Here is a 26,107-nt window from a genome sequence, read left to right on the forward strand (position 1 = left end):
CCGCGAAGAACGTCTGCGGTGAGCCCATTCTGCCTTTTGCTACGGTCCAGATCTGTGCGTTAATCGACGGTCTATTCGTCGGGGCTTATGAACTTCCTTGTCTGCATCGCAAGGTGGAGGGTCAAAAACCCTCCCAACCCCAAAATCCCGAGCTCCCAGAATACATTTCCACCGAGATTTCGTACAATAATAGACGCAATTGCCGTCCCAAGACCCAAGACAAATACCATAAAAACAAGCCTTAAGAGTCCGCCGATGACCCAAAGATAGGCATTCTTCGCACGCTGCAGCGACGTTGCGAGCAATGCTGAAATTTGAAAGTACATACGGTCTCCTCAACTGACTAGGACTTGAGTTCTGGCATTTGGAGAGTTTGGTTCAAAGTGAATCTGTTTGGCTCCGAAGTCTAGATGTTGAAGATTGGAACGAACGGCAACAAAGTCCGCACAACCGTCCTTAGGTCGGGAAGCTGAGTTGTTCCACCTACGGTCACACAAACCCTTCACCTGCACAAACAGTGCATCTGATCGTTTTCAATCCAAAACAGCCGTCGCAGCGATTGAAAATCGGCTTCCCGTGAATGTCGCGGCTTTTGATAACCTCCCCCGATCCATTACAGATCTGACAGGGTGCCCGCCCCATGCCCCTGCATCGGTGACACCGGCGCTTTACCGGTTCTTCTTTTTTGTTTCCTTGTTTGTGCTGCCACATGCCGGGTATCCGATCGAACCTGTATCATTGCCGAAAACTCACTATGTCGACCATGACACCACATGCCCGCGGCCGCTGTCACCTTTTCAATTTGTTTTTGGCAGAATCCGCATGCGTCAAATCGCGAATGTGATCCTTTGATGACACAGGCGCGCTTAGGCATTATGTGAGTGGCGAACTGACATGGAATCGGAGCTGCCGATCTTGCTGTATCTGTTTTCTTACGCGCTTACCGTTGCGACGATGGCGTGTGCGCGCCGCCAACCAGCCGGGCGAAAATGCGTACAGATACCGCTGTCCAGACGGTCCGACCCGCACACCTAATCAACATAAACACGTCATGGAAATTGGAGCCCGTATATGTGTGGCATTTTAGGGATCGCAAGCAGGACACATGATGTCTTTGCGGAAATCTATGACGGGCTGCTGATGTTGCAGCACCGGGGTCAGGATGCCTCGGGGATAGTGACTTATACTGGTGAGTTCTTCCGTGAGAAGAAAGCCAACGGGTTGGTCAAGGACGTCTTTAACGCCAATGACGCCGAGACCCTGCTGGGACAAGTCGGTATGGGGCATGTGCGCTATCCGACCGCCGGATCGCTCAGCGCGGCCGAGGCGCAGCCGTTTTTCGTCAACGCTCCCTATGGCATCTATTTGGTCCATAACGGCAACATCACTAACACCGCCGAGCAGCGCGAGAAAGTCACAGCCAAATACAGCCGCCATCTGCGCACCACGTCGGATTCCGAGATTATGCTGAATGTGCTGGCTGACAAAGTGGCCGACGCAATCAAGGTAAATGGCAATGCCGAACCGATCCGCAACATCTTCGCCGGTGTGAAGATGACGATGGAGCGCGTTCAGGGTGCCTATTCAGTGATCTGTCTGGTGGCCGGTGTTGGCATGCTGGCGTTTCGCGATCCCTACGGCATTCGACCGCTGTCGGTTGCCAAGCGCGATGTGGATGGGGACGGCGACGACTATGCCTTTGCGTCCGAAGACGTGGCATTCGGCATCAACGGATTTGAAAAGCTGCGTGATGTGAAACCGGGTGAGGCCATCCTGATTGACCTCAATGGCAACATGCACACGTTCCAGGCGGTTGAAGGTCAACTTACCCCCTGTATCTTCGAATACGTCTACCTGGCCCGTCCGGATTCGCTGTTGGATGGTGTTTCGGTCTACAAAACCCAGATGCGTATGGGCCAGACGCTGGCGCGCCAGATTGAGGCTGCAGGCCTAGAGATCGACCGCATCATCCCTGTGCCGGACAGCGCGCGACCTGTGGCACTTGAGGTCGCGAAAGCCACGGGCATTCCTTACCGTGAAGGTCTGGTCAAGAACCGCTATGTAGGCCGCACATTCATCATGCCCGGTCAGGAAGAGCGTCAGAAATCCGTACGCCGCAAGCTGAACGCCGTTCCGTTGGAGTTCAAAGGCCATAACGTATTGCTGATCGACGATTCCATCGTGCGCGGCAACACGATCAAAAAAATCGTTCAGATGTGCCGCGAAGCCGGGGCCAAGAAGGTGTTCATCGCCAGCGCCTCGCCACCGGTAAAATTCCCCAACGTTTATGGTATCGACATGCCCACAAAGCATGAGTTGATCGCAAACGGTAAGAACATTGAAGATATCCGGCAGGAGCTGGGCGCAGACGCCCTGTTCTATCAGGATCTCGATGACCTGATTTGGTCCGCCAAGGAAGGTAACCCGGATATCGAATCCTTCGATTGCTCGTGCTTTGACGGGAATTACATTACCGGCAGCGTCAGCGAAGACTATCTGGACAGCCTCGAAAACAGCAGCCGGGTCAGCAAGAAAAAGCAGGACATGCAGGTGCCCGGCGGGTCCTGGAATGCGGCCAAACTGGCGTCCGGCTAAGAATACGCGCCCGAATCAGACTGCAGTGATGGCCCGTTTCGCAATTGCGATGCGGGCCTTTTCACGTATGGGCTGCGCCTGATCGGTCGGTTTTCGCGCACAACTTTTCGATGAAGAAACCGCAATTGCAGGAGCTTCGGCGGCGCAGTTATTCAGCCGCGCTATCGCGCAATCCCCGCCTCTTTAGTTCCTGTCCTTCGTTTGATAGCGCATTTGCCGAACCACTCATAAAACAAGGGGTCAGGCCAACGTGGCCAGGCCGAAAATTATGTCAAACGCTAACGTCAAAAACGCGGCCACACAGACGGGCGCGCTAAAGAAGAACTCAGTCTCTGTGCTGGGCGTCTTTGGTCCAAAAGCTGACATGCGTGCGTTAGTGCGCCTGTCGTCAGGCCGGGTCAAAGAGGTCAAGCCCGGCAGCCGGGTGTCGTCGGGCACTGTGATTGCCATTGATGACGAAGGCGTCATGCTGCGACAAAGCGGCCAGACCAAGCGGATCGTCATCCCCGGAAGTTAATCTGTCTTGACGCCCTGCGCGCATGGGTTCAAACCGCCCTTATGACCGATCAGACTAAAATTGCCCTCATCACCGGGGCTTCGCGCGGATTGGGTGCTGCCCTGGCCGAAGCTCTGGCACCCGAGTATCACATCGTCGCCGTCGCCCGCACCACTGGTGGGCTGGAAGAGTTGGACGACCGGATCAAAGCCAAGGGTGGTGCCGCCACGCTTGCGCCGATGGACATCGCGGATCCGAACGCCATGGCGACGCTGTGCCGGGGCATTCATGACCGATGGGGCAAAGTTGATCTGTGGATGCACACTGCAGTCCACACTTCGGCCCTGACGCCTGCGCATTTCGTGGACCCCAAGGAATGGACGAAGGCGGTCAACATCAACGCAACAGCCACGTCGGTTCTGATCCCTTATATCGCGCCCCTGTTGGGCGACAGCGGCCATGCGGTGTTTTTCGACGATCCCAAGGCCGGTGAAAAATTCTATGGCATCTATGGTGCAACCAAGGCTGCGCAACTGGCGCTTGCCCGTAGCTGGGCAGTGGAAACAGAACGTACAGGACCACGCGTTTCGATCGTGGAACCCGCACCGATGCCGACGGCCGTACGCGCCAGGTTCCATCCCGGCGAAGACCGCAATGCGTTGATAAACCCGGCGGATGAGGCTGCCAGAATTTTGGCATTGTTGTAGGAATAGCCCTTTAGGCCATGCCACCAGTGGGGATATTTTGGCCAGATGTAGCGGGCGGTCTACGCGATATGTACGCCGTTGCGCCCAGCCAGATCGACAAAGAACTGCCATGCCACGCGACCCGAGCGTCCGCCCCGGGTGGCTTGCCATTCGATGGCCTCGGCGCGCAGGATATCGGCGTCGACGCTTACACCATGAGCCGCGCAATACCGGTCGATCATCGCAAGGTATTCATCCTGATCGCAGGGATGGAAGCCCAGCCACAGGCCGAACCGGTCAGAGAGCGAGACTTTTTCCTCGACCGCCTCTGACGGATTGATCGCGCTGGAGCGTTCGTTTTCGATCATGTCCCGCGGCATCAGGTGACGGCGGTTCGAGGTCGCGTAGAAGACAACGTTTTCGGGGCGGCCCTCGATGCCTCCGTCCAGCACCGCCTTGAGTGATTTGTAATGCTGATCATCGTGGCTGAACGACAGGTCATCGCAGAACAGAATGAACCGGTGCGGAGCGGCGCGCAGATGGTTGAGAAGGCGCGCGACCGAGCCCATGTCTTCACGCTGGAGTTCGACTAGTTTGAGGTCAGGAAATTCCGCCTGCAACGTACCGTGGACAGCTTTGACGAGGCTGGACTTGCCCATGCCCCGCGCACCCCACAACAGCGCGTTGTTGGCCTTGTACCCGGCCGCAAAGCGGCGCGTGTTGTCCAGCAACGTATCGCGTGAGCGGTTGATACCCACCAGCAGGTCCAGATCGACACGGTTGACCTGTTTGACCGGCTCAAGCTGGTCCGGCTCGACTTGCCAGACAAAAGCCGGGGCTGCCGCGAAGTCAGGCGCGGCCAAAGGCGCCGGTGCCATGCGTTCCAAGGCGTCAGCGATACGGTTCAGGGCTTGGTCGTTCATAGGCGCCTCCGGTCGGTTTTGCTGGTTTCAAACCATGTTCCGCCGGGCGCAACAAGAGCCGCGCGCAAAAAAGGCGCGCCCTGACGGACGCGCTTTATTGTTATCGATCATCAGGATTACTTGCCTTCTTCTTCCTGAATAATCTCTTCATCCGCTTCTTCTTCATCGTCGTAGTAGCCGTCAGCGCGCAGTTGTTCCTCGCGCTTTTTCTCGACGCGTGCGACCAGGAAGATCGAAATCTCGTACAGCCCATAGACAACCACGAACAGGATGACCTGAGTGATCACGTCAGGCGGTGTCACCAGTGCGGCCAGAACCAGAATGGCGACCACCGCGTACTTACGCACGGCCCCCAGACCTTCAGCAGTTACCAGCCCGGCTTTTCCCATCAGGGTCAGAAGAACCGGCAACTGGAAGCACAGCCCAAAGGCCACGATGAACTTGATGGTCAGGTTCAGGTATTCCTGTGCCGAGCCCTGGAAGACCACGCTGAGCGGTGCAGTAGCAGTGCCGTCAACTACTGCCTCGCCTTCTGATCCGAACTGCTGGAAGCCAAGGAAGAAGTCATAAGCCAGCGGCGTGACCACGTAGAAGGCAAAGCTTGCCCCCAGCAGGAACATGAATGGCGATGCCAGCATGAACGGCAGGAACGCGTTCTTTTCCGACCGGTACAGGCCCGGTGCAACGAACCGCCACATCTGCATCCCTATATAGGGGAATGCCAGAATGAAGCCGCCCAGAAGCGAGACCTTGATGGCGACGAAGAACCCTTCCTGCGGTGAAATGAAGATCAAATCACAATCCTGCCCGCGTTCTGCCAGCACCTCGCACAATGGGTTTGTGAGGAAGTTGAACAGCGGCGTGGCAACGGTGAAGCAAATTATCATCCCGATCAGGAACGCCACGACGCAGTGAATCAACCGTGTGCGCAGTTCTGCCAGATGCTCGATCAATGGGGCCGAGCTGTCTTCGATCTCGTCGGTATTGCTCATGTCTTGCTTTCAGTATTCAGCGCGGCTTCGGCCTCTTCAGCCTTGGCCAGCGCATCCGCAGCTTCTTTGGCCTTACGCTCGGCAGCGGCACGCGCGGTCGAGGCCTGGATCTTCTTGGCCTGCTCTGCACGTTCAGCAGCCAGTTTACCGGTTTCGCTGTCGGGGTCGAACTTAGTCGGGTCCATGCTCTTGGCCATTTCCTGCGCAGCTTCTTTCACGCCGTCCATGGCGGTGTTCACAGGATTGGTGGCCGCATTCAGACCCTTCTTGATCTCGTTCACACCCGCCTGATCCGCTGCCTCGTTCATGGCGCTGCTAAACTCGCGCGCCATGCCACGGGCCTTGCCGACCCAGCGGCCAACGTTACGGAACAGCACCGGCAGGTCCTTTGGCCCCACAACGATCAGGGCAACAATGCCGATGACCAGAAGCTCGGTCCAGCCCAGATCAAACATCTGCGCTTAGGCCTTGTCTTTGTCGGTCTCGGGGGTGACGTCTTTCGCCATCTCGGACGCGTCCTGCTCCAGCTCGTCCGCACCTTCTTTGACGCCCTTCTTGAACGAGGTGATGCCTTTGCCCACTTCGCCCATCAACGAGCTGATTTTGCCGCGGCCAAACAGCACCAGCACCACAACGGCAATCAGCAGAAGACCGGGAAGTCCGATATTGTTAAGCATGTCTCTTCTCCTTTGAAGTCGACGCACATGCGCCGGGAATGTGATCTGGCACTGTGTTTACGCGCGGGCGGCCCATCGCAAAAGCGTGTCGGCCCGGTTCTGTGTCCAAAAATGAACGGATCACGCGATTTTTGAGGACTCGCAATTCTCAACTGACAGGTTTATGTCAGTTGAGAGCACGTAGAACGGCCCTGTCTCATCAAAACAGGAGCATGACGTGACACAAATCGCAGAAACCGTAACCTTCAAACTCGCGGCCGATGTAACAAAGGAGGATTTCGTGAACATCATGAAAGGCACCGAATCCTTTGTTCGGAACGCAGATGGCTTTGTCTTTCGACGCCTCAGCGCAGGGGATGACGGGCTTTGGACCGACACCGTCATCTGGGCAGACATGGATTGCGCTCAATCCGCCGCCGTTGCATTTCCCAAACAGGACTTCGCCCCCGCGGTGATGGCTGCAATCGCGCCGGACACGGTGACTATGCGCCACGATGCAATCCATTGGACCATCGGAGCGTCATGACACACAGGACATCCCATGCGCCGCAGTGACCGGCTATTCGATATCATCCAGATCCTGCGCGACGGCAAACTGCACCGTGCGCAGGACATCGCGGATCGGCTTGAGGTGTCGGTCCGCACCATCTATCGCGACATGGATACGCTGGTTGCTTCGGGCGTCCCGGTCGAGGGCGAGCGTGGCGTAGGCTACATGGTGCGCGAGCAGATCACCCTACCCCCTCTGAACCTGACCCCTGCCGAGCTTGAGGCGTTGAACCTCGGTATGGCCATCGTAGCCGAAGCCGCAGACCCCGACCTCAAGGCCGCAGCCACGTCGCTGGCCGACAAGATCGACGCCGTGTTGCCCACGCAGGTCGTGGCCGAGGCTGACAATTGGAAGTTTGCAGTCTATCCCTTTGCCGATGCGGCTCGGGGGCTGGCGCACATGGCCCCTATCCGTGCCGCCATCAAATCCCGTCAGAAACTCCGTCTGTCTTACCGCCGGATCGACGGCGTTCTGACCGACCGGGTCATACGCCCCCTGCACATGGAATACTGGGGGCGCGTCTGGACCCTGACGGCGTGGTGCGAGCTGCGCCAAGGATTCCGCGTTTTTCGCATCGACCTGGTCGAAGCAATCTCGCCCCTGCCTGAGGTCTTCGCAGACGAGCCCGGCAAGCGCCTAAGCGATTATGATCCGCACGCCTGACGGGATTCGTCTTTTCTCAAATACTCTGGCCGAATGCTTGGCCCGCTCAGGGCCATAACCTTCACCGCAGATAGGGTTCCGGATCGACAGATTCGAACCCTTTACGAACCTCAAAATGCACATAAGCATTGTCGCCACCGCGCAAGGAGGCGATCTTTTGGCCGCGCTTGACGCGAGCACCCTTTTTCACAGTGATGTTTTCGACATTCGCGTAGACGGTCAGCAGGTCGCTGTTGTGCTTTACCACAATGATCGGCACTTGATCCGCGTCTGCCGTGATTGCGGCGACGGTGCCCGCTGCGGCAGCGTTAACCGGGCTACCAGGCGAGGCCGCAATGTCGATGCCTTCGTTCGAGCCCTTTTTATAGGTGCGGATGATCGTTCCGGTGACCGGCAGGCCAAGTGCGGAATTGCTTTGCGTTGTGGGTGCTTCGGCGGTCACGTCCGGCGCGGGTTCTGCCGGCTTGATATCTTCATCCGGCAGCGGTTGCGTCGCACTGGGCGGGGTCGGCGTGGGCGATCCCTGCCCCGGTTGGGTGATCGTGGTCGCAGGAACGGTTGCAGCGGCAGCTTCCTGACGGGGTGCAGCCTGGTTTTTGATGGGAATCAGCAGAAACTGCCCTTCACGGACGGTAAAGTCAGACCCCAGCCCGTTCCACTCGGCCAGAGCGTCGACCGGTACGTTATACAGGCGCGCGATCGTATACGCGGTTTCGCCGCGCTTGACCTTGTGGCGAATGGGCTCGGGTCCTACTGGCGCAGTGGCCGGTGCAGGCGCAGCGGCTGGTTGTGCCGGTTCCAGCGTCGATGTGCGCACCGACCCATCCGCGGGCGCTTCGTCAATCGCAGTGCCTGCAATTGTCGCGATATCGACAGAGCTGGCCGCGCTGACGGTACGGGGCAAGGCGACCACCTCGCCATCACGCAGCTGGTCCGCAACTTGCAATCCGTTAAAACGCGCGACTTCCGCTGCCGGTAATCCGACCCGGGCGGCGACATCGCCAACCGTGTCGCCCCGGCGCGCAACGGCCACTTGATAATTGGGATAGGTGATCACGCCACGCGCATCCGGTACCGGCCGGTTGGCAGTGGCTGCCTGCGCCGCATCGGCCGTGGAAAAACCACCGACATTGCCGCGCAGATCATAATCTATGGGGCCTTCGCATCCCGCGAGGAACGCCAAAGACGCAACACCTGCTGCGACTGCTGATTTGGAAACTGCTCTCATTTTACTGTCCTCACCGCCTGCCCCTGTTGTCCGGGGTTCCAGCGCTTATCGCGAAATATTTCCTTACGCTCCGTCTTTGCCAAGCCCTTCTAGCAGGGGCACGAACCGAACGGGCAACAATTCATCATAGTCCAGGCCGGTCTCAGTGCGTCTGACCCGGATCAGGGTCTGAACCGCATCCGACTGTCCCACCGGCAAAACCATGATACCGCCGATTTTGAGCTGCGCCAAGAGCGGCCCGGGCGGGTCCTCAGCGGCGGCGGTCACAATGATACGATCAAACGGGGCTTGTTCCGACAAACCGAACGATCCGTCAGACAGCATCGCCGTCACATTGGTCATTCCCAATTCTCGAAACAGCTCGCCGGTTTCGCGCACCAGACGTTTATGACGTTCGACCGTATAGACCCGGCGCGCCAGCTTGGACAGAACCGCCGCCTGATAGCCCGAGCCTGTACCAACCTCCAGCACCGTATCACGGGGGCGCACATCCAGCGCCTGCGTCATCAGCCCCACCACCGAAGGCTGGCTGATCGTCTGACCGCAGGCAATCGGCAGCGGTGTATCCTCATAAGCTCGCTCGGCGAACAGACCTTTGACGAAACGGCCCCGATCGACCTGTTCCATCGCAGCCAGAACGCGCGCATCCGTTACCCCGCGCGACCGCAGGGCAAAGAGGAACTGCATGGTTGTTTCTGGATCAAGTCCGCTCATTCGATCGACTTCAGTTGTTCTAGAACGTCATGGGCTGTCAAATCGGCGCGCATTGGTGTGACCGATATGTAGCCCCCAAGATTGACCGCTGCATCAGTACCGGGTGCAGTCGGGTTGTGCTGATAGCCGCCCTTGATCCACAGGAACCGCCGGCCCGAGGGCGAGCTGTGTGGTTCAACCGAGAAATTGGTATCCCGGCGAAAGCCCTGCGGCGCGATGCGCGTCCCCAGAACCTCATCCGCCGGCACAGGTGGGAAATTCACGTTGTAAAACAGGCGGTAATCGACTTGCTCTTCAGGCGTTGCTTTCAGAATTCGCCGCACGAGGTCGGCCCCATAACGCGTTGCAGCCTCGAAAGGATCATTCAGACCAAGATTGCGCGGTCCGAAATACTGCGACAAGGCAATTGCAGAAATACCCTGCAGGGCGGCTTCCATCGCCCCACCCACCGTGCCGGAATACAGCGTGTTCTCGGCCGAGTTATTACCCCGGTTCACACCGGACAATACCAGATCGGGCGGTGTGTCTTTCATGACGTCGTGCAGCCCCGCCAACACACAGTCAGCGGGTGAGCCTTCGGCGGCATAGCGACGTTCGCCCAGCTTGGCGACCATCATCGGGTGGGTATAACTGATGCAGTGGCCCACACCTGATTGTTCGAATGCAGGCGCGACGACCCAGACTTCACCATCCGGGCCTGCCAGATCGGCGGCAATCGCCTCAAGTGCGATCAGCCCCGGGGCATTGATCCCGTCATCATTGGTCAGAAGTATACGCATAAGCCCCATCCACCCGGCGTTTTGCCCTTGATAGACCCGCCCCCGCGTCGCGGCAAGCAACGCGCGCGTCCAATCTGATGCTTTCGCGCACCACTTGGCGCTAAACTGTGGCTTTCCAGCCTAAACCGGGAAAACGAAACACCTGTCACGGCGGATGGTAAGCCACATGACCCGTCCCGGGCTGGGAACAAAGACATTGGGCACCGTCGCCCTCAGGATCGAGCCATCATGGTCCATCCGAAATTCAACAAGGCTTTCGTTGCCCAAAAACCGTGCCCGCTCGACCACGCCCCGCGCCGCAACGCCGTCGGTCGGTGTCGGCAGCGGGCCCTTGCCGTTACGGTCAAAGTCCAGCCGCACGTGCTGTGGGCGGAATACGATCTCGACATCTGTATTGTCCGGAACGCCGGGTGCCAGAAATTGCCCGAATGGCGTTTCGGCCAGGGCTCCATTCACTTTGGATGGTAAAACATTGATATCACTAAAAAATGCCACCGCCGCCTTGTCCGCCGGGCGGGTAAAGACGTTGTAGGGCGCGCCTTGTTGCACGACTTTACCGCGCCGCATCAGGGCGATTTCATCCGCCATGCGCATCGCTTCTTCAGGCTCATGCGTGACTAGAACAACTGCGGCGTCCTCTTCCTTGAGGATCGCAAGCGTTTCATCCCGAATGCCGTCCCGCAACCGGTTGTCGAGGCCCGAGAAAGGCTCGTCCATCAGCATGATCCGCGGACGTGGGGCCAATGCGCGGGCCAAGGCCACACGTTGCTGCTCGCCACCTGACAGATGATGCGGGTAGTCATCGACGAAACGCATCAGGTCGACTTTGCGCAGCAGCGCTTCGACGCGGGCGCGTTTTTCGTCCCTATGCCCCTTCAGGCCAAAGGCCACATTGTCGGCAACGCTGAGATGCGGAAACAGTGCAAAGTCCTGAAACATCAGCCCTATTTCACGCCGTTCGGGCGGCACACGAAACACCGTGTCACAGATCAACTTGCCATCGACATAGATTTCACCGGATTCCTGCATCTCGACCCCGGCGATCATGCGTAGGGTCGTCGACTTGCCGCAGCCCGAAGGCCCCAACAGACAGGTCACCTGGCCCGCCCGCACCGTCAGCGAGACGTCATCCACAACAACCCGCCCCTCATACCGGGCGATCAGATTTCGGATTTCCAACCGAGGAGGAGTAGCGTTTTCTGTCACCGATGGGCCCCGTTGCCTTTCCCGATCAATTCCATCGGGCTTAGGCGGGGATAACAACCCCGCACCTCAGGTGCAAGAGATCAGCAACAGCCGCCGGATGGGGCCTCGCCCGTGGCTTCAAACGGGCTTTCACCACCGCAGCCTTCGAATATCCCGTAATGGGTCGAGAAATCGCCAATGAAGTCGAAATGCCGGGCAAAACGGGTGTCTTTCAACATCATCCACGTGTTGCCGCAGACAGGAAAGACCTTGCCTGCCTGGATCGCGTGGTGATCATCTAGCTCGAACAGATGCGGGGCATTCGGGATGGTGCCCTTGTAGATCACGGCCTGGCCGTAATCCTCGCACGCAGGCTCCAACTCGGGTAGCTTGAACAGACGGTAGGTGGCGGAAAGGAATTTGAGAGGCGCAACACGCTCTTCGAGCACCACGTTTTCAATAGTCAGCGGACGATGCGTGACCCGGCGCGGGTCGCCAAAGCCAGCCTTACGCGACATCGACAGGAAATCGTTCCAATACAACGCGCCGGACAGGCATTCACCGTACAAGACCTCATCCTCGGCCATCTCTTTAGGCACTCGGCGGTCGGCGTAGACGTCCGAGAAATACATCTCGCCCCCGTCTTTCAGCAACCGATGCGCCCCACGCAAAACAGCCTCTTTATCAGTGGCCAGATTGATCACGCAGTTCGAGACGATAATGTCAAAAGAACCGGGTTCCAGGTCAAGCTCATCCAGCTTTTCGATATAGCCATGGTGGAATTCCACATTGCTGTCAGAATGCCCAAAGGCTTGCGCGTGATAATCCTGATGCGCGCGCGCTACGTCCAATTGCTCCGGCGTCATGTCCACGCCGACAACCCGTCCCTTTTCACCTACCATGGCAGACAGGGCATAAGCATCACGTCCCGCACCACAGCCGAGATCCAGAATGCTCATCCCCTCAAGGTCGTGCGGAGCGATCAGACCGCAGCCATAGTAGCGCGTCAGAACTTCATCATGAATTTTCGACAGGATCTTTTTGACATGATCCGGTATGTCATCAGGCGTACAACACGCGTTTGTCTGCAAGTCCGAGCTGCCCTGCAATACTTCGCCATAGTAATTCTGCACTGACTCATGCTTCATCGCGGTTATCCTTCTGTCTGATGGCTGCATAGCAGCTAATGCAGTGCGGGGATTGGCGCAATCCGAGCACTTGCGATCTGACGAAAGCGTGAGGATTCTTTGGCCTCACGCCAGCAGTTCAAAATCCACACCCACACGTAATTTGCCGTTCACCTGAACCTCAAGCCGATGTGCTCCGGGAATCAGTTTGAACGTGGTCGCGTCGCCCTTGAGCTTATGCTTTTTGGTCAGGGTAAGAGCACCATCTGCCAACGCGGACTGTTTCAGCTTGTGCACTTTGGCTGAGGTTTTACCACCAGGCCTTTGAAAATGAACAACGTAATCCACCAAAACAGGTTGGTCGCCGTTTCCACACAGCATTACATCGAATTCCAGCGCGCCGCCAATCCTGGCATCACCCTTGATGGTGACATCGGCCGAAACCTTCGCATCCGGGTCAAAGCCCAGCATTTTCATGGCGCGCGGATGGCCTGCTTTCACAAGCCCGCGCAAGGTGTGCGAGGTCATCCAATCCATCTCGGCCTGGTCCTGCCGCCCGTTCCTGCCCCAATCCTGCAACCGGCCCAAAACCAGATCGGGGTCTTTTTTGGTGATGTCATTCAGATGGTTGGCCACCGACCGGGTGACATAACGGGCCCCATCGGCATGCAGCCGATCCAGTAAAGGCAGCGGATCGGTCAGTTCCAGCGCAACGCCCTGCCCCCAAGGCAAGCGCGGCCGTGTGCCTTCGCTGACCAGTCGACGCACGTGATAGCTGTCATGCGCGCACCATTCCTGCATCCGCGCCAGCACCTGTTCCTGATGGGTATTGAGGAACGGCCTTATGGCCCATTCCATTGAAAACCTTTGGGTCAGTTCCTCGAGCACATCCAATGACTGCTCAGGATGATCCATCCCAACGGCAACAACCCAGTCACCCAGCGGTGCAAAGATGAAATCACCAAAATCGTCATCCGTTTTGCCGGGATCCAATGGTGGCGGCAAGGCGCGCAGCAGCGTTGGTGCGATCTGAGGCAAGTCGCCCGGCACCGCCTGTTGCAAGCATTCGGCGATCCAGGTCATCCTCTCTTTCAGCTCCAGATCTAGCAGGCGCGACATGACCTGCGCCTCAAAGGCCTCGGCATCAAAGGACGGGTCCGCGCCCGCGAAAAGCCCCGCCAAAAAACGGGTCTTTTCGACATTAAACAGTTGATCTTTAAGCGAGAAGTTCTGTGCCATGATCACATCGTCAGGTTGGTGGCGCCACCATCCAGCAGTATGTTCTGCCCGACAATGAAACCGGCATTCTGCGAACACAGAAACGCACAGGCTGCACCAAATTCTTCACGCGTTCCATACCGTCGCGCCGGGATGGTTGCCGCGCGTTCAGCGCGCGCCTCGTCCATCGAAATTCCTTTTTGCGCAGCCACGCCACCATCCAACGAGTCCGCCCGGTCGGTGGCATGAATGCCCGGCAGCAAGTTATTAATCGTCACCCCTTTCGGCGCCACTTGACGCGCAGTTCCCGCGACATACCCCGTCAAACCGGTACGGGCCGCGTTCGACAGACCCAGTGCGGGGATCGGCGCGCGCACAGATTGCGAGGTGATATTCACCACCCGGCCCCATCCTTTGTCCATCATCCCAGGCAACAAAGCCTTCATGAAAGCAATCGGCGTCAGCATGTTGGAGTCCAGCGCCTTGATGAAATCATCGCGATCCCAGTCCGACCACAAACCCGGGGGCGGGCCTCCGGCATTTGTCACAAGGATATCAACACCCTGCGCGGCTTCGATTACCTGCACCTGTCCTTCAGTCGAAGTCACATCGCAGGCGATAGTCTGAACCTGTACGCCAAGTTCAGCGCGAATGCGGTCAGCCGATGCCTCCAAAGCCTCGGCCCCCCGCGCGTTCATCACCAGATCAACACCCGCGGCGGCCAGTGCCTCGGCACAACCCAAACCCAAACCTTTGCTACTGGCGCAGACCAGCGCACGTTTCCCTTTGATACCAAGATCCATCTGATCCTCCCTGTATTTGCCGCACATCTAGCACCAGCCTTTCAGGGAAGACCAGCAATGGACCTTTGATCAATAAAAGAACTCTTCACGCACAATCTTGCCATCCGCGACGTGGTAAATGGCGACTTCGCGCATATCAAAGCTGTCACCGCTTTCCTTCACTGTGCCCTTTACTTCGAAAATTACGGCAAAGCGGTCCTCACCATGCACAAATGGATCACTTACCGAAGTTTTTGTCACATCATGTGCACCTTCCCACCATTCTTGTTTGCCACGGATCGCGTCGCGGCCGGCGACTTCGCGCCCCATGCCCGAGTAATCCACGGCTTCGACGGAAACGGCATCGTCCGCATAGAGCTTATCCAAATTCGCTTTGGCCCGGCCTTCTCGGCAACCAGCGACCAGTTCGTTTGCGATTTCTTTTAAATTCATCACACCTCTCCATCATTTGTTCACTATATGTTCTTTTTGCCATCGTCAGGCGATTCTGAACACCCCCTTTGTCTTGCTTCGGCAGAATTCCCCGCATATACGCGCGTTCATGCTTGATACCGCCACCAACCAACCCGTTTTGCCGCCCGAGATCGCCCGGCGCCGGACATTCGCCATCATCTCGCACCCGGATGCGGGCAAAACGACGCTGACTGAAAAGTTCCTGTTGTACGGGGGCGCTATTCAGATGGCCGGTCAGGTGCGCGCCAAGGGCGAAGCCCGGCGGACGCGCTCGGACTTTATGCAGATGGAGAAGGATCGGGGCATCTCGGTTTCCGCATCGGCGATGTCCTTTGACTATGACACTTTCAGGTTCAATCTGGTGGATACGCCCGGTCACAGCGATTTCTCGGAAGACACCTATCGCACGCTGACCGCTGTGGACGCCGCCGTGATGGTGATCGACGGCGCGAAAGGTGTGGAAAGCCAGACGCAGAAATTGTTCGAGGTCTGCCGCTTGCGCGATCTGCCGATCCTGACCTTCTGTAACAAGATGGACCGCGAAAGCCGCGATACGTTCGAGATTATCGACGAAATTCAGGAAATGCTGGCGATCGACGTTACCCCTGCCGCATGGCCTATCGGCGTAGGTCGCGATTTCATCGGCTGCTACGACATGCTGCGCGACCGGCTGGAACTGATGGACCGCGCCGATCGTAACAAAGTGGCCGAAAGTATCGAAATCAACGGGTTGGATGACCCGAAACTGGCCGAACACGTGCCCGAGCACCTGTTGGAGAAGTTCCTGGAAGAGGTTGAGATGGCGCGCGAGCTGCTGCCCGCCATGGACCCGCAGGCGGTGCTTGAGGGGCATATGACCCCGATCTGGTTCGGCTCGGCGATCAACTCGTTCGGTGTGAAGGAACTGATGGAAGGCATTGGCGCCTACGGCCCCCAGCCGCAGATCCAGTCTGCCGAACCGCGTCAGATTGCACCCGACGAAAAGAAAGTCGCGGGTTTTGTCTTCAAGGTTCAAGCCAATATGGACCCAAAGCACCGCGACCGCGTGGCTTTTGTTCGTATGGCATCGGGCCATTTCAAGCGTGGAATGAAGCTGACCCATGTGCGGTCGAAAAAGCCGATGGCGATTTCGAACCCTGTGCTTTTTCTGGCGTCCGACCGTGAATTGGCCGAAGAGGCATGGGCTGGTGATATCATCGGCATCCCCAACCACGGCCAATTGCGCATCGGCGACACGCTGACCGAAGGCGAAGCGATCCGGGTTACTGGCATCCCCTCATTCGCGCCTGAACTGCTGCAAACCGTGCGGCCCGGCGACCCGATGAAGGCCAAGCATCTGGAGAAAGCCCTCATGCAATTTGCCGAGGAAGGTGCCGCCAAGGTGTTCAAACCTTCGATCGGGTCGGGCTTCATCGTCGGCGTCGTCGGCGCGCTGCAATTTGAAGTGCTCGCCAGCCGGATCGAGATGGAATACGGCCTGCCCGTTCGGTTCGAAGCATCTCAGTTCACCTCGGCCCGCTGGGTCAGCGGTGACAAGGCCGAGGTCGAAAAGTTCGTCAACGCCAACAAGCAGCACATCGCTCACGATCATGATGGCGACATCGTCTATCTGACGCGTCTTCAGTGGGACATCGACCGGGTCATCCGCGACTATCCCGAACTGAACCTGACGGCCACGAAAGAAATGATGGTGTGATGCGTCAGGCTGATTGCACAGGCAACATGGCCTGTGCAATTTTACCCGCATGAATGACGACTTCCAGACGCCCACAGGCGCACTACACGGGTTCGGCGCCCAGAAAAAACTTTTTGAATTCAGCATGGAATCGCCCGACCCTCATTCTTGCGTTGCGCGTGAATATGGCGTCGCACAACAGGTTTGGGCATGACGACCTGGGGTATCGTCTCAATGGTTCGCGGATCGACCCGCGACATACTCAGGTTCGCGGCCCATCACCTCGATCTGGGTGTGGATTATCTGTACATCTACCTGGACGAACCCAATCGTGAGGCGCACCGGGCCATCAGGAAACACCCGAAAATCAGAGCGCGAATCTGCGACGATGCCTTTTGGGAGAAACGCAAACGCGACCGACCGGAACGCCATCAGGTTCGTCAGACGCTGCATGCCACATTCGCCTATCGCAACACTGATCTGGACTGGCTGGCCCATATCGACGTGGACGAGTTCCTGTGGTCTTCAAAACCCATCCGGGAGCAGTTGCAATCCGTCCCCGCCGACATCCCCGCCGTCCGCGTCCGGCCAATGGAGGCAATGGCAAGCGGCGAGGATCTGTTCAAGGCGCATATCCCCAGCGGCCCGGACCGCTCAGCCATGGTGCAGTCCATCTATCCCAACTATGGCGGCTTTGTACTCGGCGGGTTCCTCAGCCACGTTCAGGGTAAGCTGTTCGTCCGCACAGGCATGGAAAAGCTGAACTTTCGCATCCACAACCTGTTTCAAAACAAAAAGCTTCTGCCCTGCAAATTCGAACTTCCGGGGTTGGAGCTGTGTCATCGCCACGCCCCTGACTGGGACCACTGGGCGGCGCATTATCAGTTCCGGATGGCGCGTGGGTCCTATCAACCCGGCATGTCCCCGAACGTTCCGCGCGAACTGGGCGGTCTGAACAAGAATGAGCTGTTCAACTGGATCGAGACAGAACAGGGCCAGGACGGCTTGCGCGCGTTCTTTGACGAAATTAGCGGTGCCGATCCCGGCGTACGCGCTCGTCTCGAAGAATATGGGTTGATCCGGCACAGACCGCTGGATCTGGACGCGAAAGTTGCGAAACACTTCCCCGGAAGCTGCTGAATTGTTGCGGAAAACCAGCAGTGGGCGCTAGCAACCCCAGGTTAAAACCTCTTCATTTGACCCTGCCTCATGATTTTGTTATGTCCGCGCAAAGCCGAAATGTGCCTGACAGCGCATGGCCATCCGGGCCCGGCATTCCATTGACGCGCGGGCCAGGTCTAGTGTCCGCATGAACCGGACATACATGACAAAATTCAACGAACTGAACCTGAACCCGAAGGTCCTCAAAGCCATTGAGGAAGCCGGATACGAAACGCCCACGCCAATTCAGGAAGGCGCGATTCCCGCTGCCCTTGAAGGTCGGGATGTTCTGGGCATTGCTCAGACCGGTACCGGCAAGACGGCCAGCTTTACGCTGCCAATGATCACCTTGCTGGCCCGTGGGCGCGCCCGTGCACGGATGCCGCGCTCGCTGGTGCTGTGCCCGACCCGGGAACTGGCCGCGCAGGTGGCCGAGAATTTCGACACGTACGCCAAACATTTGAAACTGACCAAAGCGCTGTTGATTGGCGGCGTCAGCTTTAAAGAGCAGGACGCGTTGATCGACCGGGGCGTGGACGTTCTGATCGCCACACCGGGTCGCCTGCTGGACCATTTCGAACGCGGCAAGCTGTTGTTGACCGGCGTTCAGATCATGGTTGTAGATGAAGCAGACAGAATGCTCGACATGGGATTCATCCCCGATATCGAACGCATCTTTTCGCTGACGCCGTTCACGCGCCAAACCCTGTTCTTCTCGGCCACTATGGCACCCGAGATTGAACGTATCACCGACACGTTCCTGTCCGCGCCCACCCGCGTCGAGGTCGCCCGTCAGGCCACCGCGTCCGAGACCATCGAACAGGGCGTCGTGATGTTAAAGGGCGGTCGCCGCGATCGCGAAGCCAGCGCCAAGCGCAAGGTTCTGCGGTCGTTGATTGATGCAGAAGGTGACAAGTGCACCAACGCGATCATCTTCTGCAACCGCAAGACGGATGTGGATATCTGCGCGAAATCGCTGAAGAAATATGGCTATGACGCCGCCGCGATCCACGGTGATCTGGACCAGTCGCAGCGGATGAAAACTCTTGATGGTTTCCGCGACGGCTCCTTGCGCCTGCTGGTCGCCTCAGACGTGGCCGCGCGCGGTCTTGATGTGCCGTCGGTGAGCCATGTGTTCAATTTCGACGTTCCCGGACACCCGGAAGATTACGTTCACCGCATTGGCCGTACAGGTCGCGCCGGACGCGATGGCAAAGCAATTACAATCTGTTCAGGGCGAGATGAAAAAGCCCTGGCCGCAATTGAAAAGCTGATCCAAAAAGAAATTCCCAGGATCGACACCCCGGTTCAGGCTGAAGAGCCCAAAGCCAAAGAAGAAGCGCCAAAGCCTGAGCGGAAAGCCAAACCGACTGACGCCAAGAAAAGCGAAAGCAGGAAGAGCGACCGGAAGAAGGACAAAGAACCCAAGGGCCGTGGCCGCAGAGACGACAAAGGCCCTGCTGTTGTCGGCATGGGCGATCACATGCCCAGCTTCATCGCCCTCAGCTTTGACGAGCGCCGCGCAGGCTAAATCGTAAGTACCAGTGCCAGTATCGAGGCACCAAGCAAGGTCATCCCGGCGATTTCGCGCCGGGTGATTTTTTCGCGGAAAAACAAGATCGAGGCGAATAGGCTGAAGATCAGTTCAACCTGGCCCAGTGCTTTGACATAGGCCGCGTTTTGCAGCGTGAATGCAAAAAACCAGCAGAACGAACCGCACAGGCTGGTGAGGCCGACAAAGACGCCGGTTCGACGTGTGTCCCAAACCGCGCGTAACTCAGCCCGATCGCGCCACAACAACCACAATCCCATGCTCAGGAATTGGTACGACACGACCACTGCCAGTGTGATCAGTGCCCGATACCACGCGTCAATGTCTCCCAACTCCAAAGACGCTCCGCGATAACTGACGGATGAGAAGGCGAACAGAACGCCAGAACCCAACCCAAGGCGCGATGCCCGGTTGGTGAGATGTGCCCACCAAACCCCTTCCCCGCCTGGATTTTTCGACAGTAGCAGGACGGCCACCAGTCCCAGAATTATTGCAAACAATGCGCCCGAGGACACCTGATCACCCAAGACAAGAAATCCGACGATGGCAGTCTGGATAACCTCGGTCTTCTTGAATGTAATGCCTACGGCGAAATTACGCTGTTTGAAAAGCGACACCACACAAATGGTCGCCAATATCTGCGTTGTCCCACCGATCACAGCAAACAGCCAGAATCTTCCGGTCAGGACTGGCAGGCTGTAACCGGTTACCTTCATTGCCACGACCAACCCGAGAACGGCCAAAGGCATGGAATAGGCAAATCGGGCAAATGTCGCACCGGCAGCCGTAAGCTTCACGGTGCTCAGCGATTTTTGCAGCATGAACCGCACGGTCTGAAATGCCGCGGCGGCGATGGTGACGGGAATCCACAAACTCATGAATTCCCTTGTGTCGTCAAATCAACCCTTTGGCCAGAGCGGATGCGCCACCGGATCCTTCGCGCGCCAAAGGTACGAGCGAAAAATCTGGCCGTAGGACCGATAAACATAGGCCTCGTTCGTTGACTGATACCGATCTCTTCCAGCCCGATACAGAGCGGGCAATCGGTACCACGGCGCACCGGGATTCATGTGATGTACGACGTGCAGATTGTTGTTTAAAAACAAGAAAGCTAGTAATCCGCGATCTTCGACAATGACGGTACGCGCACCTGGGTCTTCATGCGCCCTGTGTTCAAGAAACGTCCGGATCTTGACCAAACCCAACCCAACGTTCGCTGACAGAACAAAGGCCCACAGCGGCATTGGCGATTGCGCGACTATCCACAAAACCACAGCGGCGCCGATCAGGTGCAGCCCCCAGGCCAGTAATATGTCTTTGTCTCCGCGTTTAGCGCCGCGCAGCTCATCCCGAATGAAGGTGAATTGACCAATCGCCGGGCCCAGCACCATACGACCAAGCAACGTATTGTTCGCCATCAGTAACCGCTTCTGCCAGCCTTTGAGCGTATTCCAAACCTTGGGGTCCAGGTAGTTCGATTCGGGGTCGTCATACGGATCAGTCAGGGTCGAATCCCTGTGATGCGCCAGATGCAGATCGCGGAACCGGTTATATGGGATGAACAAAGTCAACGGCAGCGCCAGCAATGCCTCGTTCAGCCAACGGGTGCGAAAAGGATGTCCATGCAGCGCCTCATGGGTCAGCGATGAGTGCAGCGCCGCGACCAACCCCATTGCGGGAATGGCCAGCCAAACCGGGAACATGAAGATCACAGCAAGCCAAGCTGCATAGCATGCAACTATAAGGGCAAAGGTGCCCCACTCGGGACCTGGCCGCTCAGACATTTCGGCCCCATGTGATGCCTGCCCAGACACGCTCATAGATCACGTACATCGTCAGGCCGATGCCCGTGTTCACAATCGCCAGAGTTCCACCAACTGCGGCAGAGCCTGTCGCGATAAGGCCCACCAGCGTCATCATGACCAGGCCCATCGCATTCCACACCACAGCCTTCACGACCGATCTTCGTCGCGTTTCCATTCCGTCACCCATATTATTGTTATGTTTTAAGAATTACGGATCGTGGCCGAGTTGAAAATTCTGAATATGATTAACAAAACTCATCACTTATGATAAAAATCATCATATGACGGATAAATTAGACAAACGAGATCGCGCTGCGCAGTTTCGCCAACGCCTTGCCCGCGCGATGGAAGAACGTGACATCAGCCAAAGCGCGCTTGCCCGGGATATCGGTGTCGACCGATCGACCGTATCCCAACTTTTGACTGGCGAAGGTGCGCGCCTGCCGAACGCGCATGTCGTTGGCAGCTGCGCCACAGCGCTTGGTGTTTCGGCTGACTGGCTGCTGAGCTTATCGGATCGGCCAGAAAGCGCTGCAGAGCTACTGGCGCTTTCTCTGAGTATGACCAAGGCGCCCCGCGCGCTGGTCGATGAGCGCATTTTTGAATGGCACAAAGAGGCGGCTGGCTACAAGGTTCGCTATGTACCTGCCACCCTGCCCGACATGCTGAAAACCCGCGCTGTGCTAGAGTGGGAATACGCCCCGCATCTGGGGCGAACAGCGGACCAGGCCATCGGCGCATCAGAAGACCGGCTGACGTGGATGCGCAGCGCGCAATCAGATTATGAAATCGCCATGCCACTGTATGAGATCGACAGTTTTGCCCGCGCGACCGGATACTACGAAGGCCTGTGCCCGAAAATCAGGATGGAACAGATCGACCACCTGTTAAAGCTGAGCGACCAGCTTTATCCCCGCATGCGCATCTATCTGTTTGATGCCAAACGCCTCTACTCTGCGCCCGTCACGATTTTTGGTCCGCTGCTGTGTGTGTTCTACGCGGGCAGCCACTATATGGCCTTTCGGGACCGCGACAGGATCGAAGTTTTTTCCCGTCATTTTGATACGTTGGTGCGCGAAGCGGATGTGACGGCACGGGATTTCCCCGAACACCTCAGGCAGCTGCGATCAACAATATCTACCTGATCGCAGTCCCATAGATGCGTAAGCGACCAAGGTGTGATATCGTCACTTGGCGCGAACTTTCGAGCGATCCGATCACAGACGGAGGACCATAAGAATGGACGCACTAAAAACCGCTCAATACGCACGGGCGCTTTATTCCGCCCACGGAGATCAGGCCGAGGCGGAAGCCGCGCAGAAGATGCGCGAATGCAAAGACGCCGGGAACATGCAGCAAGCCCGCGACTGGCAGGCGGTTCGCCAGAGCATCCGCCAGATTCGCGGACCCAATCAGGGTTAGATTTTCGGGTCGGGGTTGACGGTGTGCCCATCGACGGCAATCACCTGCCCCGACACCAGCCGCGCCGCATCCGATGCAAGGAACACGGCCATATTGGCGATGTCGTGCCCTTCGACGAAGCGACCCATTGAAGTGCCTGAGGCATAACCCTCATAGACCTGATCACGTGTCATGCCCTTGGCATCGGCCTCGCGCTGCAGGACGCCTTCCATCCGCGGACCCTCAACCGAGCCAGGGCAAATGACATTGCACCGCACTCCGTGTGCGCCCAGCTCCATCGCCAGCGTTTTGGCTAGCCCGATCATCCCCCATTTCGCCGCAGCATAGGGCGCGCGATTGGGATAGCCGTATTGTCCCGCAGTCGAAGACGTTATGACCACCGCGCCGTTGCCTTGCCGTTTCAGGATCGGAGACGCGTATTTGGCGCACAAAAAGGCCCCTTCCAGGTTCACCGAAAGACACATGCGCCAATCGTCCAATGCAACGTCTTCAACCAAAGCGGTTGGTCCCGCGATTCCTGCGTTTGCGCACAGGGTATCCAAACCACCCCATTCCGCCTCGATGTCATTGAACAAGGTGGCCATGGCATCCTCATCCGCGACGTTCGCCTCGGACCGCTGCCAATGGGCCGGGCAATCAGACAGGGCCTTCGGGTTGACGTCAGCCACCCAAACCTGCGCACCGGCTGTATCAAAGGCCTCGGCCATGGCGCGGCCAACGCCTGACGCGCCGGCCGTGATCAGAACGCGCCCACTCATGCTGGTTTCCGGATCGCAGCACCCGCACCTTCCGGATAGGGCAATCCGGCCTGAGCTTCGGCGATCCGAGCCATGGCAGCTTCAATCTCGGCCGAAGGTGCGCTCGGGCGGCGGGTTTCCAGACTGACATGCAGCAGGAAGCTTTCGCCCGTCGCCAACAGCTTGTCGCCTTCGTACATGGAATGGAACACGTGCAGCTTCTTACCCTGCCCCAACAGCATCTGCGTGCGCACTTCGATCTTTGCACCCGCGTGGACTTCGTCGATATAGCGGATGTGGTTTTCGGCCGTGAAATAGCTGCCGCCCGAGGCGATGTAATCCGCATCACACCCCATGATCTCCATGAACCGGTCGGTCGCCGCGGCGAAGGCCTCAAGGTAACGCGCCTCGTTCATGTGACCGTTATAATCGGTCCAGTCCAACGGCACCGCGCGCGACAAGGTCAGAATTGGCTGGCTTAGATCGGCCTGATCCATCGTCGGCAAAGCACCCGGTTTCAGCGCCACGTCATGCTGGTTCAGAACAGCACCGGCCCCATAGTTCTGCGCCTTGAGCGCCCGCATCATACCAACGAGGTTATTGTCGCGGATGCGCTCTAGTTCGCGGATCGAGTGCATGCCCGATTGCGCGTCAGACTGATCCGCGATCATGTCGACCAGCTCATCAGTGAATTCGGGCACATCCATCAGCTTGGTCCAAGGCCATTGCAACGCCGGGCCGAACTGCGCCATGAAGTGCCTCATCCCCGCCTCACCACCGGCTACACGATAGGTTTCGAACAGACCCATCTGTGCCCAGCGAATGCCAAAGCCCATGCGAATTGCTTCGTCGATTTCTTCGGTTGTCGCGATACCGTCTTTGACCAGCCACAGCGCCTCGCGCCAGACGGCTTCGAGGAACCGGTCAGCAATATGCGCGTCGATCTCTTTTTTGACATGCAGAGGGAAGAAGCCCACCGATTTCAACAGGTCCTTCGCGCGGTCGACCATTTCGGGCGGGTTCTTGTCGGTCGGCACCAATTCGATCAGCGGCAGCAGATACACCGGGTTGAACGGGTGCGTCACAACAATCTGTTCTGGGCGCAGCGCTCCTTCCTGCAGCTCGGACGGTTTGAACCCGCTGGTTGACGACCCGATGATCGCCTCCGGATCGCAGGCATCCTGCAAGCTTTTGTAAACCTTCAGCTTCAGATCCAACCGTTCGGGCACGCTTTCCTGAATCCAGGTGGCACCTTGCACGGCGTCAGTCAGATCGTCGTGGAAGGTAAGCGCCCCCTCAGACGGCAAAAGCACATCACTCAACCCCGGCAGAGACCGGCGCGCGTTGTCGAGCACCTCACCAATCTTGCGCTCGGCCTCCGGGTCCGGATCGAACACACGGACATCCCAACCGTTAAGCAAGAACCGCGCGGCCCACCCGCCGCCGATGACACCACCACCGATGATAGCTGCTATTTTTGTCATTAGTTTCACCAATTGTCTGGCAGTTTGATTTCTGCACCATCTATGGGCCAGCCATTCTCATCATAGCCGACGCAAAGTTTGGGGGTTTGCGTTTCGGTCTGCGCGATAGTCACCTGCAATGTTCTCGCAAGTCTCGTTCAGGGCGTGAGCGCCATCAAACTCGACATCTGCCTCTTGAATCGTAGATGTCGAGCAAGCTGCCACGGTCACAAAGAGACCTGAAACCAAAACACGACTCACTTAGGCGCTCGTTTGACCAGCCCCAACTTCTCACGCACTTCCTGCGCGCCGATCACCCGCGCACCCATGTTTGAGACGATGGTGTTCGCCCGCTCAACTAACTGCCAGTTTTCGGCCAGAACGCCCTTATCCAGCCACAGGTTGTCTTCAAGCCCAACGCGCACATTACCGCCCGCCAGCACCGAAGCTGACGCGTATGCCATCTGGTTCCGTCCCAGCGCAAATGCGCTGAATGTCCAGTCATCAGGCACGTTGTTCACCATAGCCATGAAGGTATTCAGGTCATCGGGTGCACCCCATGGCACGCCCATGCACAGTTGAACCAGTGCCGGGCTGTCCAGAACGCCGTCCTTCACCAGCTGCTTTGCGTACCACAAGTGACCGGTGTCAAAGGCTTCGATCTCGGGCTTCACGCCCAGATGCGTCATCATCCGGCCCATCGCCTGCAGCATACCGGGCGTGTTGGTCATGACATAGTCGGCCTCGGCAAAATTCATGGTGCCGCAATCCAGAGTACAGATTTCAGGAAGACACTCGGCCACATGCTCCACCCGAGCAGCCGCGCCGATCATATCTGTGCCCTCTTCGTTCAGCGGCAGAGGAGATTCTGTGGGACCAAAGATCATGTCACCGCCCATCCCGGCGGTCAGGTTCAGGACCACGTCGACCTCAGCCTCACGAATACGATCTGTCACCTCGCGATACAGGTCCAGACGGCGGCTGGGCGCGCCGGTTTCCGGGTCACGCACGTGGCAATGCACGATGGCCGCGCCCGCCTTGGCCGCCGCGATCGCACTTTCGGCAATCTGCTTGGGCGAACGCGGCACATGCGGGCTGCGATCCTGTGTTCCGCCCGAGCCGGTGACAGCGCAGGTGATGAAGACTTCGCGGTTCATTTCCAGTGGCATGGTGTTTTCCCCAACTTATACCCGGTTTTGACCT

Annotated in this window: 29 protein-coding genes; 11 read left to right on the plus strand and 18 right to left on the minus strand. The window is 57.8% G+C overall.

Features of this window, described 5'->3' with window-relative positions:
• Positions 1-894 precede the first annotated feature (894 nt).
• From AC2FJF_RS03780 to AC2FJF_RS03795, 4 genes are all read left to right on the plus strand, one after another.
• Positions 895-1,035: a hypothetical protein gene (locus tag AC2FJF_RS03780; protein ID WP_496723083.1), complete on the plus strand. Its 141-nt coding sequence runs from the start codon at positions 895-897 to the stop codon at positions 1,033-1,035.
• 36 nt (positions 1,036-1,071) lie between these two features.
• Entirely contained in the window at positions 1,072-2,595 is a 1,524-nt protein-coding gene (gene purF, locus AC2FJF_RS03785; protein ID WP_496723085.1) for an amidophosphoribosyltransferase, read from the plus strand.
• Between the two features lie 268 nt (positions 2,596-2,863).
• A complete protein-coding gene (locus AC2FJF_RS03790) occupies positions 2,864-3,112 on the plus strand; it encodes a hypothetical protein (protein WP_058271935.1) in 249 nt (82 codons plus the stop codon).
• A 41-nt stretch (positions 3,113-3,153) separates the two neighbouring features.
• Positions 3,154-3,798, plus strand: a complete 645-nt coding sequence (locus AC2FJF_RS03795) for an SDR family NAD(P)-dependent oxidoreductase (protein ID WP_496723088.1) — start codon at positions 3,154-3,156, stop codon at positions 3,796-3,798.
• Positions 3,799-3,857: 59 nt separating this feature from the next.
• On the opposite strand, the gene AC2FJF_RS03800 is transcribed toward AC2FJF_RS03795, so the two are convergent.
• From AC2FJF_RS03800 to AC2FJF_RS03815, 4 genes are all read right to left on the minus strand, one after another.
• Complete coding sequence (locus AC2FJF_RS03800; protein WP_496723090.1) at positions 3,858-4,700, minus strand: ATP-binding protein; 843 nt, start codon at positions 4,698-4,700, stop codon at positions 3,858-3,860.
• A gap of 116 nt (positions 4,701-4,816) precedes the next feature.
• The gene (gene tatC, locus AC2FJF_RS03805) at positions 4,817-5,692 is read right to left on the minus strand and encodes a twin-arginine translocase subunit TatC (protein ID WP_496723092.1); all 876 of its coding nucleotides are present in this window, start codon (positions 5,690-5,692) and stop codon (positions 4,817-4,819) included.
• Entirely contained in the window at positions 5,689-6,147 is a 459-nt protein-coding gene (gene tatB / locus AC2FJF_RS03810) for a Sec-independent protein translocase protein TatB (protein ID WP_496723094.1), read from the minus strand. The genes tatC and tatB overlap by 4 nt, the downstream gene beginning before the upstream one ends.
• A gap of 6 nt (positions 6,148-6,153) precedes the next feature.
• Positions 6,154-6,369 carry a twin-arginine translocase TatA/TatE family subunit gene (locus AC2FJF_RS03815; protein ID WP_170354368.1) on the minus strand — a complete coding sequence of 72 codons (216 nt, stop codon included), beginning with the start codon at positions 6,367-6,369 and terminating at the stop codon, positions 6,154-6,156.
• Between the two features lie 217 nt (positions 6,370-6,586).
• On the opposite strand from AC2FJF_RS03815, the gene AC2FJF_RS03820 reads away from it, so the two are divergent.
• Both AC2FJF_RS03820 and AC2FJF_RS03825 read left to right on the plus strand, forming a co-directional pair.
• The gene (locus tag AC2FJF_RS03820; RefSeq protein WP_496723097.1) at positions 6,587-6,895 is read left to right on the plus strand and encodes a hypothetical protein; all 309 of its coding nucleotides are present in this window, start codon (positions 6,587-6,589) and stop codon (positions 6,893-6,895) included.
• A 15-nt stretch (positions 6,896-6,910) separates the two neighbouring features.
• Positions 6,911-7,582, plus strand: a complete 672-nt coding sequence (locus AC2FJF_RS03825) for a helix-turn-helix transcriptional regulator (protein WP_496723099.1) — start codon at positions 6,911-6,913, stop codon at positions 7,580-7,582.
• Between the two features lie 61 nt (positions 7,583-7,643).
• Here AC2FJF_RS03825 and AC2FJF_RS03830 read toward each other — a convergent pair whose 3' ends face one another.
• The 8 genes from AC2FJF_RS03830 to AC2FJF_RS03865 all read right to left on the minus strand — a co-directional run bounded on the left by AC2FJF_RS03830 (position 7,644) and on the right by AC2FJF_RS03865 (position 15,068).
• Positions 7,644-8,810 (minus strand): peptidoglycan DD-metalloendopeptidase family protein, encoded by a 1,167-nt coding sequence (locus tag AC2FJF_RS03830; protein WP_496723101.1) that lies wholly within the window; start codon positions 8,808-8,810, stop codon positions 7,644-7,646.
• Between the two features lie 63 nt (positions 8,811-8,873).
• Positions 8,874-9,524 carry a protein-L-isoaspartate(D-aspartate) O-methyltransferase gene (locus tag AC2FJF_RS03835; protein ID WP_058271826.1) on the minus strand — a complete coding sequence of 217 codons (651 nt, stop codon included), beginning with the start codon at positions 9,522-9,524 and terminating at the stop codon, positions 8,874-8,876.
• Positions 9,521-10,303, minus strand: coding sequence for a 5'/3'-nucleotidase SurE (surE, locus tag AC2FJF_RS03840; protein ID WP_496723103.1), 783 nt, complete (start codon positions 10,301-10,303; stop codon positions 9,521-9,523). The genes AC2FJF_RS03835 and surE overlap by 4 nt, the downstream gene beginning before the upstream one ends.
• A 120-nt stretch (positions 10,304-10,423) precedes the next feature.
• A complete protein-coding gene (locus AC2FJF_RS03845; protein WP_496721671.1) occupies positions 10,424-11,509 on the minus strand; it encodes an ABC transporter ATP-binding protein in 1,086 nt (361 codons plus the stop codon).
• Positions 11,510-11,589: 80 nt separating this feature from the next.
• Positions 11,590-12,636, minus strand: coding sequence for a methyltransferase domain-containing protein (locus AC2FJF_RS03850; protein WP_496723106.1), 1,047 nt, complete (start codon positions 12,634-12,636; stop codon positions 11,590-11,592).
• A gap of 105 nt (positions 12,637-12,741) precedes the next feature.
• Positions 12,742-13,854 carry a YhaZ family DNA alkylation repair protein gene (locus AC2FJF_RS03855; RefSeq protein ID WP_496723108.1) on the minus strand — a complete coding sequence of 371 codons (1,113 nt, stop codon included), beginning with the start codon at positions 13,852-13,854 and terminating at the stop codon, positions 12,742-12,744.
• 2 nt (positions 13,855-13,856) lie between these two features.
• On the minus strand, positions 13,857-14,636 hold the full coding sequence (locus tag AC2FJF_RS03860) for an SDR family oxidoreductase (protein WP_496723110.1): 780 nt from the start codon (positions 14,634-14,636) through the stop codon (positions 13,857-13,859).
• Between the two features lie 69 nt (positions 14,637-14,705).
• Positions 14,706-15,068, minus strand: coding sequence for a SnoaL-like domain-containing protein (locus AC2FJF_RS03865; protein WP_496723112.1), 363 nt, complete (start codon positions 15,066-15,068; stop codon positions 14,706-14,708).
• Between the two features lie 109 nt (positions 15,069-15,177).
• On the opposite strand from AC2FJF_RS03865, the gene AC2FJF_RS03870 reads away from it, so the two are divergent.
• The 3 genes from AC2FJF_RS03870 (at position 15,178) to AC2FJF_RS03880 (ending at position 19,456) form a co-directional block, all read left to right on the plus strand.
• Positions 15,178-16,785, plus strand: coding sequence for a peptide chain release factor 3 (locus AC2FJF_RS03870; RefSeq protein ID WP_496723114.1), 1,608 nt, complete (start codon positions 15,178-15,180; stop codon positions 16,783-16,785).
• 189 nt (positions 16,786-16,974) lie between these two features.
• Positions 16,975-17,904, plus strand: a complete 930-nt coding sequence (locus tag AC2FJF_RS03875) for a glycosyltransferase family 2 protein (protein WP_496723116.1) — start codon at positions 16,975-16,977, stop codon at positions 17,902-17,904.
• Positions 17,905-18,088: 184 nt separating this feature from the next.
• Entirely contained in the window at positions 18,089-19,456 is a 1,368-nt protein-coding gene (locus AC2FJF_RS03880; protein WP_496723118.1) for a DEAD/DEAH box helicase, read from the plus strand.
• Here the strand turns inward: AC2FJF_RS03880 and AC2FJF_RS03885 are convergent.
• The 3 genes from AC2FJF_RS03885 to AC2FJF_RS03895 are packed head-to-tail and all read right to left on the minus strand — an operon-like array spanning position 19,453 to position 21,457.
• Positions 19,453-20,355 (minus strand): EamA family transporter, encoded by a 903-nt coding sequence (locus AC2FJF_RS03885; protein ID WP_496723120.1) that lies wholly within the window; start codon positions 20,353-20,355, stop codon positions 19,453-19,455. The genes AC2FJF_RS03880 and AC2FJF_RS03885 overlap by 4 nt on opposite strands.
• 21 nt (positions 20,356-20,376) lie before the next feature.
• Positions 20,377-21,261 carry a fatty acid desaturase gene (locus AC2FJF_RS03890; RefSeq protein WP_496723122.1) on the minus strand — a complete coding sequence of 295 codons (885 nt, stop codon included), beginning with the start codon at positions 21,259-21,261 and terminating at the stop codon, positions 20,377-20,379.
• Positions 21,254-21,457: a DUF2061 domain-containing protein gene (locus AC2FJF_RS03895; RefSeq protein WP_058278218.1), complete on the minus strand. Its 204-nt coding sequence runs from the start codon at positions 21,455-21,457 to the stop codon at positions 21,254-21,256. The genes AC2FJF_RS03890 and AC2FJF_RS03895 overlap by 8 nt, the downstream gene beginning before the upstream one ends.
• Before the next feature lie 106 nt (positions 21,458-21,563).
• Between AC2FJF_RS03895 and AC2FJF_RS03900 the strand changes: the two genes are divergently transcribed.
• Complete coding sequence (locus AC2FJF_RS03900; RefSeq protein ID WP_496705328.1) at positions 21,564-22,427, plus strand: helix-turn-helix domain-containing protein; 864 nt, start codon at positions 21,564-21,566, stop codon at positions 22,425-22,427.
• Between the two features lie 94 nt (positions 22,428-22,521).
• Complete coding sequence (locus tag AC2FJF_RS03905) at positions 22,522-22,704, plus strand: hypothetical protein (RefSeq protein ID WP_058271838.1); 183 nt, start codon at positions 22,522-22,524, stop codon at positions 22,702-22,704.
• Here AC2FJF_RS03905 and AC2FJF_RS03910 read toward each other — a convergent pair.
• The 3 genes from AC2FJF_RS03910 to bcoG form a co-directional block, all read right to left on the minus strand.
• Positions 22,701-23,462, minus strand: a complete 762-nt coding sequence (locus AC2FJF_RS03910; protein WP_496705326.1) for an SDR family oxidoreductase — start codon at positions 23,460-23,462, stop codon at positions 22,701-22,703. The genes AC2FJF_RS03905 and AC2FJF_RS03910 overlap by 4 nt on opposite strands.
• The gene (locus AC2FJF_RS03915) at positions 23,459-24,925 is read right to left on the minus strand and encodes a carnitine 3-dehydrogenase (RefSeq protein WP_496723125.1); all 1,467 of its coding nucleotides are present in this window, start codon (positions 24,923-24,925) and stop codon (positions 23,459-23,461) included. Before AC2FJF_RS03915 ends, AC2FJF_RS03910 begins: the two co-directional genes overlap by 4 nt.
• 236 nt (positions 24,926-25,161) lie before the next feature.
• Positions 25,162-26,073: a 3-dehydrocarnitine:acetyl-CoA trimethylamine transferase BcoG gene (gene bcoG, locus AC2FJF_RS03920; protein WP_496723127.1), complete on the minus strand. Its 912-nt coding sequence runs from the start codon at positions 26,071-26,073 to the stop codon at positions 25,162-25,164.
• Positions 26,074-26,107 lie beyond the last annotated feature (34 nt).

This window comes from Ruegeria sp. CDSB013 (assembly GCF_059611165.1).

Excerpts from the sequence above, each read along its gene's own strand:
- AC2FJF_RS03780 (WP_496723083.1), top strand. The coding sequence starts at position 895 with ATGGAATCGGAGCTGCCGATCTTGCTGTATCTGTTTTCTTACGCGCTT.
- purF (WP_496723085.1), top strand. The coding sequence starts at position 1,072 with ATGTGTGGCATTTTAGGGATCGCAAGCAGGACACATGATGTCTTTGCG.
- AC2FJF_RS03790 (WP_058271935.1), top strand. The coding sequence starts at position 2,864 with ATGTCAAACGCTAACGTCAAAAACGCGGCCACACAGACGGGCGCGCTA.
- AC2FJF_RS03795 (WP_496723088.1), top strand. The coding sequence starts at position 3,154 with ATGACCGATCAGACTAAAATTGCCCTCATCACCGGGGCTTCGCGCGGA.
- AC2FJF_RS03800 (WP_496723090.1), bottom strand. The coding sequence starts at position 4,700 with ATGAACGACCAAGCCCTGAACCGTATCGCTGACGCCTTGGAACGCATG.
- tatC (WP_496723092.1), bottom strand. The coding sequence starts at position 5,692 with ATGAGCAATACCGACGAGATCGAAGACAGCTCGGCCCCATTGATCGAG.
- tatB (WP_496723094.1), bottom strand. The coding sequence starts at position 6,147 with ATGTTTGATCTGGGCTGGACCGAGCTTCTGGTCATCGGCATTGTTGCC.
- AC2FJF_RS03815 (WP_170354368.1), bottom strand. The coding sequence starts at position 6,369 with ATGCTTAACAATATCGGACTTCCCGGTCTTCTGCTGATTGCCGTTGTG.
- AC2FJF_RS03825 (WP_496723099.1), top strand. The coding sequence starts at position 6,911 with ATGCGCCGCAGTGACCGGCTATTCGATATCATCCAGATCCTGCGCGAC.
- AC2FJF_RS03830 (WP_496723101.1), bottom strand. The coding sequence starts at position 8,810 with ATGAGAGCAGTTTCCAAATCAGCAGTCGCAGCAGGTGTTGCGTCTTTG.
- AC2FJF_RS03835 (WP_058271826.1), bottom strand. The coding sequence starts at position 9,524 with ATGAGCGGACTTGATCCAGAAACAACCATGCAGTTCCTCTTTGCCCTG.
- surE (WP_496723103.1), bottom strand. The coding sequence starts at position 10,303 with ATGCGTATACTTCTGACCAATGATGACGGGATCAATGCCCCGGGGCTG.
- AC2FJF_RS03850 (WP_496723106.1), bottom strand. The coding sequence starts at position 12,636 with ATGAAGCATGAGTCAGTGCAGAATTACTATGGCGAAGTATTGCAGGGC.
- AC2FJF_RS03855 (WP_496723108.1), bottom strand. The coding sequence starts at position 13,854 with ATGGCACAGAACTTCTCGCTTAAAGATCAACTGTTTAATGTCGAAAAG.
- AC2FJF_RS03860 (WP_496723110.1), bottom strand. The coding sequence starts at position 14,636 with ATGGATCTTGGTATCAAAGGGAAACGTGCGCTGGTCTGCGCCAGTAGC.
- AC2FJF_RS03865 (WP_496723112.1), bottom strand. The coding sequence starts at position 15,068 with ATGAATTTAAAAGAAATCGCAAACGAACTGGTCGCTGGTTGCCGAGAA.
- AC2FJF_RS03870 (WP_496723114.1), top strand. The coding sequence starts at position 15,178 with ATGCTTGATACCGCCACCAACCAACCCGTTTTGCCGCCCGAGATCGCC.
- AC2FJF_RS03875 (WP_496723116.1), top strand. The coding sequence starts at position 16,975 with ATGACGACCTGGGGTATCGTCTCAATGGTTCGCGGATCGACCCGCGAC.
- AC2FJF_RS03880 (WP_496723118.1), top strand. The coding sequence starts at position 18,089 with ATGACAAAATTCAACGAACTGAACCTGAACCCGAAGGTCCTCAAAGCC.
- AC2FJF_RS03885 (WP_496723120.1), bottom strand. The coding sequence starts at position 20,355 with ATGAGTTTGTGGATTCCCGTCACCATCGCCGCCGCGGCATTTCAGACC.
- AC2FJF_RS03890 (WP_496723122.1), bottom strand. The coding sequence starts at position 21,261 with ATGTCTGAGCGGCCAGGTCCCGAGTGGGGCACCTTTGCCCTTATAGTT.
- AC2FJF_RS03895 (WP_058278218.1), bottom strand. The coding sequence starts at position 21,457 with ATGGAAACGCGACGAAGATCGGTCGTGAAGGCTGTGGTGTGGAATGCG.
- AC2FJF_RS03900 (WP_496705328.1), top strand. The coding sequence starts at position 21,564 with ATGACGGATAAATTAGACAAACGAGATCGCGCTGCGCAGTTTCGCCAA.
- AC2FJF_RS03905 (WP_058271838.1), top strand. The coding sequence starts at position 22,522 with ATGGACGCACTAAAAACCGCTCAATACGCACGGGCGCTTTATTCCGCC.
- AC2FJF_RS03910 (WP_496705326.1), bottom strand. The coding sequence starts at position 23,462 with ATGAGTGGGCGCGTTCTGATCACGGCCGGCGCGTCAGGCGTTGGCCGC.
- AC2FJF_RS03915 (WP_496723125.1), bottom strand. The coding sequence starts at position 24,925 with ATGACAAAAATAGCAGCTATCATCGGTGGTGGTGTCATCGGCGGCGGG.
- bcoG (WP_496723127.1), bottom strand. The coding sequence starts at position 26,073 with ATGCCACTGGAAATGAACCGCGAAGTCTTCATCACCTGCGCTGTCACC.